12 protein-coding genes are annotated in these 13279 nt (G+C 66.2%); 9 read left to right on the plus strand and 3 right to left on the minus strand.

Annotated elements, in window-relative coordinates:
- Positions 1–50 precede the first annotated feature (50 nt).
- The 6 genes from ACHMWQ_RS05440 to ACHMWQ_RS05465 all read left to right on the plus strand — a co-directional run bounded on the left by ACHMWQ_RS05440 (position 51) and on the right by ACHMWQ_RS05465 (position 6346).
- On the plus strand, positions 51–914 hold the full coding sequence (locus tag ACHMWQ_RS05440; protein WP_396306678.1) for an amidohydrolase family protein: 864 nt from the start codon (positions 51–53) through the stop codon (positions 912–914).
- Positions 911–2437, plus strand: a complete 1527-nt coding sequence (locus ACHMWQ_RS05445; RefSeq protein WP_396306679.1) for a sugar ABC transporter ATP-binding protein — start codon at positions 911–913, stop codon at positions 2435–2437. The genes ACHMWQ_RS05440 and ACHMWQ_RS05445 overlap by 4 nt, the downstream gene beginning before the upstream one ends.
- Positions 2434–3420: an ABC transporter permease gene (locus tag ACHMWQ_RS05450; protein WP_396306680.1), complete on the plus strand. Its 987-nt coding sequence runs from the start codon at positions 2434–2436 to the stop codon at positions 3418–3420. Before ACHMWQ_RS05445 ends, ACHMWQ_RS05450 begins: the two co-directional genes overlap by 4 nt.
- The gene (locus ACHMWQ_RS05455) at positions 3417–4436 is read left to right on the plus strand and encodes an ABC transporter permease (protein ID WP_396306681.1); all 1020 of its coding nucleotides are present in this window, start codon (positions 3417–3419) and stop codon (positions 4434–4436) included. The genes ACHMWQ_RS05450 and ACHMWQ_RS05455 overlap by 4 nt, the downstream gene beginning before the upstream one ends.
- Before the next feature lie 38 nt (positions 4437–4474).
- Positions 4475–5476 (plus strand): substrate-binding domain-containing protein, encoded by a 1002-nt coding sequence (locus ACHMWQ_RS05460; RefSeq protein WP_396306682.1) that lies wholly within the window; start codon positions 4475–4477, stop codon positions 5474–5476.
- Between the two features lie 120 nt (positions 5477–5596).
- Positions 5597–6346 (plus strand): SDR family NAD(P)-dependent oxidoreductase, encoded by a 750-nt coding sequence (locus tag ACHMWQ_RS05465; RefSeq protein WP_396306683.1) that lies wholly within the window; start codon positions 5597–5599, stop codon positions 6344–6346.
- On the opposite strand, the gene ACHMWQ_RS05470 is transcribed toward ACHMWQ_RS05465, so the two are convergent.
- Positions 6340–6759, minus strand: coding sequence for a winged helix-turn-helix transcriptional regulator (locus ACHMWQ_RS05470; protein ID WP_396306684.1), 420 nt, complete (start codon positions 6757–6759; stop codon positions 6340–6342). The two genes, ACHMWQ_RS05465 and ACHMWQ_RS05470, sit on opposite strands and share 7 nt — an antisense overlap.
- Positions 6760–6806: 47 nt before the next feature.
- On the opposite strand from ACHMWQ_RS05470, the gene ACHMWQ_RS05475 reads away from it, so the two are divergent.
- Together ACHMWQ_RS05475 and ACHMWQ_RS05480 are read left to right on the plus strand one after the other, a co-directional pair.
- Positions 6807–7133, plus strand: coding sequence for a nuclear transport factor 2 family protein (locus ACHMWQ_RS05475; protein WP_396306685.1), 327 nt, complete (start codon positions 6807–6809; stop codon positions 7131–7133).
- On the plus strand, positions 7133–7909 hold the full coding sequence (locus ACHMWQ_RS05480) for an SDR family oxidoreductase (RefSeq protein WP_396306686.1): 777 nt from the start codon (positions 7133–7135) through the stop codon (positions 7907–7909). Before ACHMWQ_RS05475 ends, ACHMWQ_RS05480 begins: the two co-directional genes overlap by 1 nt.
- Positions 7910–7993: 84 nt before the next feature.
- Here ACHMWQ_RS05480 and ACHMWQ_RS05485 read toward each other — a convergent pair whose 3' ends face one another.
- Positions 7994–9019: an aldo/keto reductase gene (locus tag ACHMWQ_RS05485; protein ID WP_396306687.1), complete on the minus strand. Its 1026-nt coding sequence runs from the start codon at positions 9017–9019 to the stop codon at positions 7994–7996.
- 301 nt (positions 9020–9320) lie between these two features.
- On the opposite strand from ACHMWQ_RS05485, the gene ACHMWQ_RS05490 reads away from it, so the two are divergent.
- Positions 9321–10358, plus strand: a complete 1038-nt coding sequence (locus ACHMWQ_RS05490) for a LacI family DNA-binding transcriptional regulator (protein ID WP_396306688.1) — start codon at positions 9321–9323, stop codon at positions 10356–10358.
- On the opposite strand, the gene ACHMWQ_RS05495 is transcribed toward ACHMWQ_RS05490, so the two are convergent.
- The gene (locus tag ACHMWQ_RS05495; protein ID WP_396306689.1) at positions 10355–13222 is read right to left on the minus strand and encodes an FAD-binding and (Fe-S)-binding domain-containing protein; all 2868 of its coding nucleotides are present in this window, start codon (positions 13220–13222) and stop codon (positions 10355–10357) included. The genes ACHMWQ_RS05490 and ACHMWQ_RS05495 overlap by 4 nt on opposite strands.
- Positions 13223–13279 lie beyond the last annotated feature (57 nt).

Here is a 13279-nt window from a genome sequence, read left to right on the forward strand (position 1 = left end):
CGCATGGGCAGCGGATCTGTTGTCGTGTCGATTCGGGCGAGGTGCATCTGATGCCGCGCGGACCGATCGTCGATACGCATCTCCATCTGTGGGATCCGAAGAAGCTTCGCTATGCCTGGCTCGACGGCAATCCCGTTCTCGATCAGGCCTATGGGCTCGACCGCTACAATGCGGCGACCGAAGGGCTCGACGTCGAGGCGATGGTGTTCCTGCAATGCGAGGTCGATCCCGCGCAGTATGAGCAGGAAGCCGAGTGGATCGCCGGGCTCGCCAAGGTCGATCCGCGCATCAAGGGCATGGTCGCCTGGGCGCCGCTCGAGAAGGGTCGCGCCGTCGCCGCCGATGTCGAGCGCCTGGCCCGTCACGAGATCCTGCGCGGCATCCGCCGCATCATCCAGTTCGAACCGGATCTCGATTTCTGCCTGCGGCCCGCTTTCATCGAGGGCGTGCGCACGCTCGCCGAATTCGGCCTCTCCTTCGACATCTGCGTCGATCATCGCCACATGGCGAATGTGCTGAAATTCGCCGCGCAGATCCCCGAAGTGCCGATGATCCTCGATCATATCGGCAAGCCGGCGATCGCCGACGGCGTGATGGAGCCGTGGGCGAGCCAGATGCATCAGCTGGCCGAGCTGCCGCATGTCTCGTGCAAGATCTCCGGCGTCGCCACCGAGGCGGATCATGCGAACTGGACCGAGGGCGAGCTGAAGCGCTACGTCCAGGTCGCGATCGACGCCTTCGGCTTCGACCGGGTGATGTTCGGCGGCGACTGGCCGGTCGCCGTGCAGGCGATCGAGTTCCGCCGCTGGGTTGCCCTTCTCGACGACGTCCTCGCCTCGGCGACCGACGCCGAGCGCCGGAAATTCTGGCGCGACAATGCCGTCCGCTTCTACCGCCTGGAGACGGCTCGATGACAGGTTCTGCGCCGCTCGTTTCCGCGCGCGGCATTTCGAAGTCCTTTGGCGGCGTCGAGGTTCTCCGGAACGTCGATCTCGACCTCATGCCGGGCGAAGTGCACGCTTTGCTGGGCGAGAACGGCGCCGGCAAGTCGACCTTCGCCAAGATCCTGGCCGGCGTGCACCGGCCGACGCGCGGCACGATCGAGCTCGGCGGCAAGCCGGTCGAGATCCAATCGCCGATCGCCGCCCAGCGCCTCGGCATCACGCTGATCCACCAGGAGCCGATCTCGTTTCCGGACCTGTCCGTGGCGGAAAACCTCGTCATCGGCCAGGTCGGGGCCAAGCCGCTCGGTCGCGTCCGCTGGGCGGAGCTTGCCAAGGAAGCCCGCCGGCTGATGGGCCTCCTCAACGTGCCGATCGACGTCACCGTGCCGATGCGGGGCCTCTCCATCGCCGACCAGCAGATGGTCGAGATCGCCCGCGCGCTCGCCTCCGACAGCCGGCTGATCATCATGGACGAGCCGACCGCCGCGCTGACGCCGAAGGAGGTTGAGACCCTGTTCACGATCGTCCGCCGGCTGCGCGAAGAGGGCCGGACGATCATCTTCATCTCGCATCGGCTGGAAGAAGTGCGCGCCATCTGCGACCGCGTCACGATCTTTCGTGATGGCGACAAGATCGAGACGGCGACGACGGCGAGCCTGACCGACGCCGACATCATCCGCCGCATGATCGGCCGCCCCGTGGCGGATTACCTGCATCGCGGTACCAGCCATGTCGGCGAAGTCGCCCTTTCGGTGCGCGCGCTGACCCTGCCGGGCCGGTTCGAGAACATCTCCTTCGATATCCGCAAGGGCGAGATCGTGGGCCTCGGCGGCTTGGTCGGCGCCGGCCGCACCGATGTCGCCCGGGCCATATTCGGCGTCGCGCCGGCGACCTCGGGCGTGATCGAGATCGACGGCAAGCCGGTGACGATCAAGGAACCGACCGACGCCATCGGCCTCGGCATCGCGCTGGTGTCGGAGGACCGCGCCATCGCCGGCATTTTCCGCTCGCTGCCGGTCGAGACCAACATCACCGCCGCCGTGCCGAAGCGGATCGCGCCCAAGGGCATCATCCGACGGACGGTCGAGAAGGCACTGGCCAAGGAATCGGTCGAGAAGCTTTCGATCCGGCTCGCTTCCGTGCGCCAGCCGATCGGCGAGCTTTCGGGCGGCAACCAGCAGAAGGCGATCCTCGCCCGCTGGCTGCTGGCCGAGCCGGACATCCTGATCCTCGACGAGCCGACGCGCGGCATCGACATCGGCGTCAAGGCCGAGTTCTACGACATGATCGGCGAGCTTGCCGCCGGCGGCCGCGCCATCCTGCTGATTTCCTCCGAATTGCCCGAGTTGCTCGCCTTGTCCGACCGCATCCTCGTCATGTCCGAAGGCAAGCTCACCGCTGATATTCCGCGCGCCCAGGCGAGCCAGGAAGCGATCATGCACGCCGCCGTGCCGCGTTCCGGCCGACATACGGTGTCGGGAGCGGCGGCATGAACCCGATCGCCCGCCTGTTCCGGGCCCGCGAGGCCGGCATTCTCGTCATGCTCGTGCTGTTCGTGGCCGTCGTCAGCCTGATCCAGCCGCGCTTCTTCTCGACCGAGACGCTGCGCATCGTGCTGCTCGCCGTGCCGCTGATCCTGGTCGCGGCGATGGGCCAGATGATGGTGCTGGTCGCCCGCCACGTCGACCTTTCGATCGGTTCGATTCTTGGCTTCTCGGCCATCGCCGCCGGCATGATCTTTCGCGATCATCCGGAGCTGCCGCTTTTCGTCGGCTTCGCCGTCGGCGTGCTGTCGGGCGCGGCGCTCGGCTTCGTCAATGGCCTGGTCGTGACGGTGTTCAAGCTGCCCTCGATCATCGTGACGCTCGGCACGCTCAGCCTCTATCGCGGCCTGCTGTTCATCCTGTCGGGCTCGAAGCAGATCGACCCGAACGACATTCCCGAGCCGCTGATCCGCATGGCGCAGACCTCGCCGATCGATATTCCGTGGATCGTGATCATCGCCTTTGGCGTCGCCTTCGCCACCTGGCTGTTCCTGACCTATAGCCAGATCGGCCGCCAGATCTACGCCATCGGCTCCAATCCGGTGGCAGCACCCTTGCGCGGAATCCGCGTCATGCCGGTGACCATCCTCGTCTTCACGCTCTCGGGCGCGCTGGCGGGCTTGGCCGGGCTGATCTATGCGGCGCGCTTCGGCTATGTGAACCCGGGCATCACCGGCGTCGGCTTCGAGTTCACCGTCATCGCGGCGGTGGTCATCGGCGGCGTCTCGATCAATGGCGGCGTCGGCTCGGTGCTCGGCACCGTGCTCGGCGTGCTGCTGCTCGGCTCGGTGCAGGTGGCGCTGCCGATCCTCGGCGTCTCCGGCTTCTGGCAGAACGCCATCTATGGAGGCATCATCCTGATCGCCCTCGTCATCGACCGCACCGTCCGCCAGGGCGGCCTTCGCGGCCTGCTTGCCCGAGGTGGCGCATGAACTCGATCGAAAAATCGCCGATTCCCGCCACCACGCCGCGCGTGATCGTTCGCGAGGCCGCCGCGCCCCGCCCGCGCTGGCAGGTCTGGCTGATCCGGCCGGAAGTGGTGACGCTGCTGCTTCTCGTGATTGCGGCGATTGTCGCGACCCGGCTGTCGCCCTTCTTCGCCGATCTCGGCTTCATCCTGGAAAGCTCGACCTATTACATCGAATTCGCGATCGTGGCGCTGGTGCTGACCATTGTCATTATCTCCGGCGAGATCGACCTGTCCCCCGCCGCCCAGATGGCGCTCTCCGCCTGTCTGTTCGGCACTGCCTTCAAGGCCGGTGCGCCGATCCCGGTGGCGATCGGCGTCAGCCTGCTGTCCGGCCTGGTCATGGGCGCCTTCAACGGCTTCTTCGTCACCGTGCTGCGGCTGCCCTCGATCATCGTCACCATCGGTACGCTGATCCTCTATCGTGGCCTGGCTCAGGTGCTGGCCGGCGACAAGTCGATCAGCGGCTTTCCGTCCTGGTTCGTCGGCATCGACTACCGCATGGTCGGCATCGTGCCGGTGCCGGTGCTGATCTTCATCGCCGCCTCGGTTCTGCTCGGCCTGTTCCTCGGCATCACCATCTATGGCCGCCAGATCTACCAGATCGGCACCAGCGAGATCGCCGCCATCCATGCCGGCATCCGGGTGCGCCGCATCAAGATGGGCCTGTTCATCGCCTCGGGGCTGGTGAGCTCGATCGCAGGCCTGATGGTCGCCTCGCGCCTCGGCTCGGTCCGCTACGACCTAGCCACCGGCGGCGAGCTGACCATGGTGCTGATCGTGATGCTCGGCGGCACCTACATCTTCGGCGGCCGCGGTTCGATCCTGGGAACGTTCCTGGCCGCCTGGCTGCTGGTCATCATCGCCACCGGCATGACCGTCGCCAACATCGCCATCAATGCGCAGCTCACCATCATGGGCCTGCTGCTCATCGTCTCGATCATCGCCACCAACGCGATCTATGCCCGTAGCCAACGCTAACGGGATGTTAACGCAGCACTAACAGGGAGGAACTGAAAATGCTGAGAAGAAACCTGATGCTCGCCGTCGCACTCGGTGCGACGCTTCTCTCCGGCGCGGCCTATGCCGCCGACCCGGTCTCGATCGTCTACATCCCGAAGAACACGGGCAACCCGTACTTCGATTCGATCATCAAGGGCTTCGAGGACGGCTGCAAGACGCTCGGCTGCGAGTTCACCACCGTCGCTCCGGCCTCGGCCGAAGCCACCTCGCAGATCCCGTTCGTCACCGCGCAGATCCAGCGCGGCGTCAACGTCGTCGCCATCTCGCCCAATAGCCCGGATGCGCTGAACCAGGTGTTCGACCGCGCCCGCGCCAAGGGCACGATCATCCTGTCGGTCAATTCCGACATGCCGGGCAACGAAACGCACCGCGACGCCGCCATCCTGCCGGTCGATTTCACCAAGACCGGCCCGTCGCAGGTCGAACTGCTCGGCAAGCAGATTAGCTATGAAGGCGAGATCGCCATCCTCTCGGCCACCACCGACGCCCCGGACCAGAACGTCTGGATCGCGGCGATGAAGGATACGCTCGAGAAGGATCCGAAATACGCCAAGATGAAGCTGGTCACGATCGCTTACGGCGATGATGATCCGCAGAAGTCGACCACCGAGACCGAGGCCCTGCTCGCCAACTACCCGAACCTGAAGGGCATTATCTCGCCCACGACGGTCGGCGTTGCCGCCGCCGCCCAGGTCGTGGAGACGGCCAAGAAGGCCGACAAGGTCAAGGTCGTCGGTCTCGGCACGCCCAACCAGATGCGCCGCTTCATCGAGAACGGCACGGTCGAGGCGTTCCAGCTCTGGAGCCCCTACAACCAGGGCCTGCTCGCCGCCAACTTCGCCGTCGGCGTCAAGAACGGCACGATCAAGAATGAGGCAGGCACCGTCTTCGAAGTGCCGGGCCTCGGCAAGGTGACCGTCGAGAAGGACAGCGTGATCAAGACGCAGGCCGATCTCACCACCTTCGACAAGACCAACATCGCCGACTTCAACTTCTGATCCGTCGGTCCCGTTCGATGCCCGCGATGTGCTTTTGCCCGTCGCGGGCATTGTCATATCCACCCTCTCGTACCGGCGGCGAGCCCTTCGCAGCCGCCCGCCGTCGCAACGGAAGCCATCATGAACCACTATGATTTCAAGGACCGCGTCGCCATCGTCACCGGCGGCGGCCAGGGCATCGGCCGCACCGTCGCCGAGCGCATCCTCGCCTCGGGCGGCAAGGTCTCCATCTGGGACCGCGACGCCGCCCTGCTCGAAAAGACCGTCGCCGAAATCGGCAGCGCGAATGTCGAGGGCCGCGCCGTCGACATCGGCGATCTGGCCGCGGTTGAGGCGGCGACGGCGGCGGTGATCGGCCATTTCGGCCAGATCGACATCCTGATCAACAATGCCGCCATTGTCGGGCCGAACGCGCCGACCTGGGAATATCCGCCGCAGGCCTTCAGCGACGTCGTCCATATCGGCCTGACCGGCACCTTCCATTGCTGCCGCGCCGTCGTCCCGCACATGATCGCGCGCAATTACGGCCGCATCGTCAATGTGAGCTCGGTCGCCGGCAAGGAAGGCAATCCCAACGCCGTCGCCTATTCCTCGACCAAGGCGGGCGTGCTGGCGCTGACGAAATCGCTCGGCAAGGAACTGGCGACGCAGAACATCTCGGTCAACGCCGTGACGCCGGCCGTGGCCAAGACGACGATGGCGCTGAGCCAGGCGCCGGAATTCCTCGCCTATATCCTGGCGAAGATCCCGCGCGGCAGAATGCTGGAGCTTTCGGAAGCGGCCAGCATGATCTGCTTCCTGTCGTCGGAGGAAAACTCCTTCACCACGGGTGCCACCTTCGATCTCTCGGGCGGCCGCGCCACCTATTGAGGCGATGGCTCCGCGACAGTCCCGGCGTCGACCAGCCTTTCGCGGGCCGCCGCCCAGACGAGGATCGCGTCGAGCGCCGGACAAAGCGCCTGGCCCCATTCGGTCAGGCGATACTCCACCTTGGGCGGCACCTGATGGTGGACAATTCGGCGAACGACGCCGTCGCTCTCCAGCTGCCGCAGCTGCTGGATGAGCATCTTCTGCGAGATGCCCGGCATGGCCCGCTCCAGTTCGGAGAAGCGATGTTCCTTTCCGTCGAACAGATGGAACAGGATGAGCAGCTTCCAGCGCCCCTCCAGAATTCCGAGCGTCGCCGCGACATCGGACGCCGCGGTCTGCGGCGTGTAGGGCGCGCCGCTGGCGTCCACCTTACTTTTTGGTTCGTACCTTACTTTTCCGTCGGTTCTTGTCATTTTGGCAGTCTACTCGCATGTCTTGGCTTCATGCAACGGAGTGAGCCATGACCGACAAACTTCCCCCTTCTGTCACCGCCTATTATTCGGCCGCCGCCGCCCATGATTTCAAAGCGCTCGCCCATTGTTTCGCCGTCGACGGCGTGGTGCGCGACGAAGGCGCGGTCCGGACCGGACGCGCCGCCATCGCCACCTGGGCCGCCAACGCCTATGCGCAATACAAGCACGAAACTGAGGTGCTGGGTTCCCGCGAACAGGATGGCGTTCATGTCGTCTCCGTCCGGGTCAGCGGCCAGTTCCCGGGTTCGCCGGTGCAGCTGACGCAGCGCTTCGCCCTCGCGGGGGATGAGATCCGCTCGCTGGAGATCGGCTAATGGCTTCCGATTTTCACGGCAAGCGCGTTCTCGTCACCGGCGCCAGCCGCGGCATCGGCCGGGCGACGGCGCTCAAGTTTCGGGAAGGCGGCGCGACCGTGCTCGGCGTGGCGCGGACCGCCCTGGAAGGTGCCGACGACCAGTTGATCTCGATCGCGGCCGATGTCGCCACGATCGAAGGCTGTACCAGCGTCACCGAGGCCGTGCTCTCGCGGCTGGGCGGCGTTGACGTTGTCGTCCACGCGCTGGGCGGTTCGCACGCACCGGGCGGAGGCTTCGCCGCCCTGGACGAAGACGAGTGGGCCAAAGAGATGAACCTCAACTTCTTTTCCGCCGTTCGCCTCGACCGCGCGCTGCTGCCCTCGATGCTGGAGAAAGGCTCCGGCGTGATCGTGCATGTGACGTCGATCCAGGCGCAATCGCCGGTGTTCGAATCGACGCTTGGATATGCCGCCGCCAAGGCCGCGCTGGCCAACTACAGCAAGGGCCTGTCGAAGGAGGTCAGCCCCAAGGGCGTCCGCGTCATGCGGGTTTCGCCGGGCTGGACGGAAACCGAGTCGTCGGTGGCGCTGGTCGAGCGGCTTGCGGACAAGGCCGGGTCGGACTTTGACACCGCCCGCGCCGAGCTGATGAAGGCGATCGGCGGCATCCCGATCGGCCGTCCCAACACGCCGCTGGAAGTCGCCGAGCTGATCGCCTTTCTGGCCTCCGACCGCGCGGCGTCGATCACCGGGGCCGAGTTCCGCATCGATGGCGGTTCGCTCCCCGTCGTCTAGGCGGTCGGGAAGCCCAGCGAGCGTTGCATCTTTCTGCCCCTCTCCCGTGAACGGGAGAGGGGGTAAGCCTGAGCCTTGGCCGCCCTATGGCGTCGGAGCGTCGGCGCGGATCAGGCCTTCGTGCTTCAGCTCGGCCCAGAGATCGCGAGGGATATCGAGCCGGACATAGTCGAGATTGGTCGTCACCTGTTCCGGCTTGAACGCGCCGGGGATGACGGAGGTGACGGCCGGATGGTGCAGCGGGAACTGCAGGGCCGCAGCCGGCAGCGGCACGTTGTGGCGTTGGCAGACCTCGGCGATGCGGCGCGCCTTCTCCAGGATTTCCGGCGTCGGCTCGAAGTAATTGTACTTTGCGCCCGGTACCGGGCCGGTGGCGTAGAGGCCGGACGAGAACACGCCGCCGATGATGATGCCGACCTTGCGCTCGACGCAGAGCGGCAGTTCCTTCGTCAGCGTCTCCTGCTCGCCCAGCGTGTAGCGCAGCGCCAGCAGGAAGAAATCCATGTCGAACAGTTCGAGGAAACGCTGGATCAGGCCGAGTTCGTTGATGCCGGCGCCGATGGCGCGGATGCGCCCGGCCGCCTTCAGGTCGGCGAGCGCGCGAAAACCGCCATTGGCGAGCTGGGCGAAGCCCGCCTGCACCATGGGTTCCGAGCCGCGGTGCCACCAGTCGAGATCATGGATCACCAGCGTGTCGATGCGGTTCATGCCGAGGCGCTGGAGGCTGTCCTCATAGGCGCGCATGACGCCATCATAGCTGTAGTCGAAATAGTGATCGAAATGCAGGCCGCCGGACCAGAAGCCGGTATCGAACTGGTCCGGTTTCTGGATCGGCGCGCGCAGGATGCGGCCGACCTTGGTCGAAAGGATCAGCTCGTTGCGGTCCTGCTTGTAGAGGAAACGGCCGACGCGGTGTTCGCTCTGGCCCCGGCCATACCAGGGGGCGGTGTCGTAGTAGCGCACGCCGGCGTCCCAGGCAGACTTCAGCGTCGCCTCCGCGTCGGCGTCCGAAACCTTGGTGAACAGCTCGCCGAGCGGCGCCGCGCCGAAGCCGATCTGCGGCAGCATCACGTCGGTGCCGCCGAGTTGCCGGCGTTTGAATGGATCCATGTTTCCTCTCCCTTTCGCGAGCCCGCGCTGGGGCGCCTGCGGCGATGCGCCAGTATCGGTCGATCCGCAGGCATGCATCGGCCGCCCCAGCCAGCGAGCCGGCCCATAAAATGGCAGGACGGTGTAAACGTCAACATGGTCCTACCATAGGCTTTGGAAATCCATCAATTCACATCAGATAGCGCGATAATCCTTGCTTGTCCGTAGGGTCGATGGCAGCCTGTACTAACGAGGAAACGCGCATGCGATCGCCGGTCCATGCCCCTGATCCGCAAGAAGACAGGGTAGGGATGTAAACGTTATGTCAGGGAAATTGCCGGGCGGCCGGCGCCAGCCGACCATTCATGAAGTGGCGGCCACGGCGGGGGTCTCGATCGGGACCGTCTCCCGCGTCGCCAGCGAAAGCCCGCGCGTCGCGCCGGAAACGCGGGCGCGCGTGCTGGCCGCGATGGCCGAGCTCGGCTACCAGCCCAATGCCGCGGCGCGCGCCATGCGCACCAACCAGACCATGACGATCGGCTTCCTGATCCCCGACATGACCAACCAGGTCTTCGCCCGCGTCGCGCAGGGCGCGGAAACCGTGCTGGCGCCGGAAGGCTACATGCTGTTCGCCTTTTCGTCGAACCGCTCGCCGGCGCGCGAGATCGAATTCCTGCAGGCGGCCCGGCAGCGCCAGATGGATGGGCTGATCGTGACGCTCTCGGACGAGAACGCCACGGGCACGATCGAGGAGATCGCCCGCATGGGCGTTCCCGTCGTGGTGCTCGACCGCGACATCCCGGTCGAGGCCGACGTCGTCTATAGCGAGCACATGCAGCCGATCGAAACCGTGGTTGAGCAATTGCTGCAGCTCGGCCACCGGCGCATCGGCCTGATCACCGCCTCGCACAACATCCGCCCGGGCCGCGACCGCGTCGCCGGCTTCAAGCGGGCGCTGGAAAAAGCGGGCGTGCCGATCGACGACTGGCTGATCCGGGCGCGGACCCAGAGCGCCGAGCGCGGCATGGCCGAAACGCATGACCTGCTGACCGGCGCTAACCCGCCGACCGCCATCCTCGCCGCCGGCAGCGACATCTTCTATGGCGCGCTCAAGGCGGTGCGGCTGCTGGGCCTGTCGATCCCGGACGATATCTCCTTCGTCGGCGCCGACGATGCGCTGCTTGGCGAACTCGTCTATCCGCCGATCACCGTGATCGATCGCGACATGGTCGAAGTCGGCCGCCAGGCCGCGGGGTTGCTGCTCGACCGTCTGAAGGGGCTCGATGGCCCGCCGCGCCGCATCATGCTCGGCAGCGACGTGCTGCTGCGCAGTTCGATCGCCGCGCCCAAGCGCCGCTAGCCGGGCTTCAGCCCGGCGGCGATGGCAGCCATCGGGTGCAGCGCCGTGGTTTTCGACAGGCGCTCGACTTGGCAGCGGCACGAGAAGCCGCTGGCAAGCACCGCCGTTTCCCCAGCCAGCGCCGGCGCCCAGGACGCGTCGAACAGCGTTCGGCTCACCGTCTGCTGGCGCTGCTCATGCCCGAACAGCCCTGCCATGCCGCAACAGCCGGTCGGGGTCGGCCGCACGGATAGGCCGAGTGCTGCGAACACTTCCTGCCATTGTTTGAGCGCCTGCGGTGCCGCGGAGGCCTCGGTGCAATGGACCATCAGCCTCGGCTCGCTGGCGGCGGCGAGGGCCTTCGGCCATGGATCTCCCGCTGTTAGGCGCTGGCGCAGGAACTCCTGCACCAGCAGGACCTTCGGCACGGAAGGCGTCAGCTCGCTAAACTCGCTGCGCGTCATCAGCACGAAGGCGGCATCGACGCCAACCATCGGGCGGCCGGTCTTCCCAAGCTCCGTCAGAGCCTCGATCTGCCGGCCCGCCAGCCGGGCGAAACGCTTGCGCATGCCTTTGACATGCGCTGCCTTCGAGCCGGGCGGCAGGGTGACGAGGATGGGCCGATAGCCGAGCGCCGCCAGTCCATCGCAGACCGCGCCGACCGCCGCCGTATCGAAGGTCGCGGTAAAGGCATCCTCCAGCACCAGCACGGTCTTCTCGTCCGCGGCGAGTGTTCGGATCTTCGTGTGGCGGACTACGGGATGGCCAAGCTGGCACAAGCCGCGCTCGGAGATCGCTGGCAGGTCGATGAGACCGAGCCCTCGCGCCATGACGCGCGCCAAGGGCATCAGCCGACGCGCCAGGGGCCGGATCGCCGCGACGAGCGGCGCCATAGCCTCGACAGCGACCGCCGCATGGTCGCGCAGCGGCCGGCGATTGTCATTGTGATAGGCGTCGAGAAACTGCGATTTCAGCGCGGGAACGCTGACATGCACCGGGCAGGCGCTGCCGCAGGCGCTGCAGCCGAGGCAGCTATCGAGCACGGCATAGGTGTCGCGGCCGATCGCGGGCAGGTCCGTGTCCCCGGCTTCCAGCGCCTGCCGCCATTTCCGCACGGCCTCGGCCCGGCCCTTTGGCGACTGGCGCAAATCGCGGGTCGCCTTGAAGGACGGGCAGATCGGCACGGTCTTGCTGTAGGTGAGGCAGGACGCATTGCCGTTGCAGTGAAAAGCCTTCTCGAAGCCGGGATCGTTGGCGGCATTGCCCTGGCGAAACGGCAGCTCGACGATGCCGATCGGCTGGCGGGAGACCGTTACCAGCTTGCCCGGATTGAAGCGCTCCAGCGGGTCGAAGGCGTGCTTGATCCGCTGGAAGGCGGCATAGGCCACGGGACCGACATAGTCTGGCAGATAGGCGCCGCGAATGCCCTTGCCATGCTCGCCCCAGAAGATGCCGCCATGCCTGTTGCAGAGCGCATAGACGGCGTCGGAAATCGCCTGGAAGGTCGCCCGATCGGCCTTTTCGTCGAGATCGAGAGCTGGGCGCACGTGCAGGCAGCCGACATCGATATGGCCGTAAATGCCATAGCGCAGGCCATGACCCCTAAGGATCGCATCGAACCCTTCGACGAAGGCCACCAGGTTTTCGACCGGCACGACGCAATCCTCGACGAAGGCGACCGGCCGGCGGGCGCCCTCGCGCTTTCCGAGCAGGCCAACGGCGGCGGCCCGCGTCGACCAGAGCTTGGCGCTGTCGGCCTCGTCGCGGGCGCAATAGCTGCCGATAATGCCGGGAAACCGTGCCGCGTCGGCGATCAGGCGGGCGACCGAGTCCGTCAGGGCGTCTTCCGCCTCGCCGACGAACTCGACGAACAGATAGGAAATCCGAGCCTCCGCTTGCCCACGAATATCGACCGGCAGGCTGTCCATCAGGCCGGCGTCGCGGGCGAGCCGCTGCACCCAGTCGTCCATGATCTCGATCGCCAGCGGCGCGTGCGCGAGGATCGGTTCCCCGGCCGCCAGCGCAGCGGCGAAACTGTCGAAGGCGACGACAACGAGCCGCTTCTGCGCCGGCTTCGGCGTCAGCTTCAGGCGGATCTTCGTGACAAGGCCGAGTGTCCCCTCGGCGCCGAGCAGCAGCCGCCACCATTCGAGCCGATCCGCCGCCGGCCGCGCGCGCTCGAGGTCGTAGCCGGTGAAGCGGCGCGAGATGCGTGGCGTGTTGTCGATCAACGCCTGCCGGCCGGCGTCGCAGGCATCGGCGATGTCGTCGAGCATCGGCTGTGCCCAGGCGGGCGGTGGCTCGAGGCTGCGGATCGTGCGGCCGCCGCTCAGCGTCAGGTCGAGGCCCAGGACATTGTCGCTGGTCTTGCCATAGATCCGCGAGCCCTTGCCCGAAGCGTCGGTGCTGATCATGCCGCCGATGGTGCAGCGGTTCGAGGTCGAGGTGTTCGGCGCGAAGAACAGGCCAGTATGCGCAATCAGGCCGTTCAATTCGTCGAGCACGATACCCGGCTCGACATCGACCCAGCCTTCGGCTGCGTTCAGTTCCAGGATCCCTGTCATGAAGCGCTGGAAATTGACGATGATGCCGCGATTGAGGCTCTGGCCATTGGTGCCAGTGCCGCCGCCGCGCGCCGTCACGGCGAGATGCCGGAACGCGGGCCGGTCGGCGACGACCATCAGGATCTCGACGTCGGCAGCGCTTTTCGGCGCGACGATGATGTCGGGTTCGAGTTCGTAGACGCTGTTGTCGGTGGCCATCGCGGCCCGCGCCGCGTGGTCGGAGGCGACATCGCCGGCAAAGCCCGCCTCGGCTAGCGCCGCGGCGAAGCCGGCAAGCTCGGTCGGACGAGGGGCGGTCAATGGACGGACGGATTGGATCATGGCGAAGCCTTTCGAGCCTCCCTTGAACCACGCCTAGCCGCTTCGTAACATTGGAAT

The organism is Kaistia sp. UC242_56 (assembly GCF_044452255.1).
Lineage (GTDB): Bacteria > Pseudomonadota > Alphaproteobacteria > Rhizobiales > Kaistiaceae > Kaistia > Kaistia defluvii_A.

Bases quoted from the DNA above. Each gene is read 5' to 3' on its own strand.
- ACHMWQ_RS05480 (WP_396306686.1), top strand. From the start codon at position 7,133: ATGGCTTCCGATTTTCACGGCAAGCGCGTTCTCGTCACCGGCGCCAGC.
- ACHMWQ_RS05475 (WP_396306685.1), top strand. From the start codon at position 6,807: ATGACCGACAAACTTCCCCCTTCTGTCACCGCCTATTATTCGGCCGCC.
- ACHMWQ_RS05495 (WP_396306689.1), bottom strand. From the start codon at position 13,222: ATGATCCAATCCGTCCGTCCATTGACCGCCCCTCGTCCGACCGAGCTT.
- ACHMWQ_RS05465 (WP_396306683.1), top strand. From the start codon at position 5,597: ATGAACCACTATGATTTCAAGGACCGCGTCGCCATCGTCACCGGCGGC.
- ACHMWQ_RS05470 (WP_396306684.1), bottom strand. From the start codon at position 6,759: ATGACAAGAACCGACGGAAAAGTAAGGTACGAACCAAAAAGTAAGGTG.
- ACHMWQ_RS05445 (WP_396306679.1), top strand. From the start codon at position 911: ATGACAGGTTCTGCGCCGCTCGTTTCCGCGCGCGGCATTTCGAAGTCC.
- ACHMWQ_RS05440 (WP_396306678.1), top strand. From the start codon at position 51: ATGCCGCGCGGACCGATCGTCGATACGCATCTCCATCTGTGGGATCCG.
- ACHMWQ_RS05460 (WP_396306682.1), top strand. From the start codon at position 4,475: ATGCTGAGAAGAAACCTGATGCTCGCCGTCGCACTCGGTGCGACGCTT.
- ACHMWQ_RS05450 (WP_396306680.1), top strand. From the start codon at position 2,434: ATGAACCCGATCGCCCGCCTGTTCCGGGCCCGCGAGGCCGGCATTCTC.
- ACHMWQ_RS05485 (WP_396306687.1), bottom strand. From the start codon at position 9,019: ATGGATCCATTCAAACGCCGGCAACTCGGCGGCACCGACGTGATGCTG.
- ACHMWQ_RS05490 (WP_396306688.1), top strand. From the start codon at position 9,321: ATGTCAGGGAAATTGCCGGGCGGCCGGCGCCAGCCGACCATTCATGAA.
- ACHMWQ_RS05455 (WP_396306681.1), top strand. From the start codon at position 3,417: ATGAACTCGATCGAAAAATCGCCGATTCCCGCCACCACGCCGCGCGTG.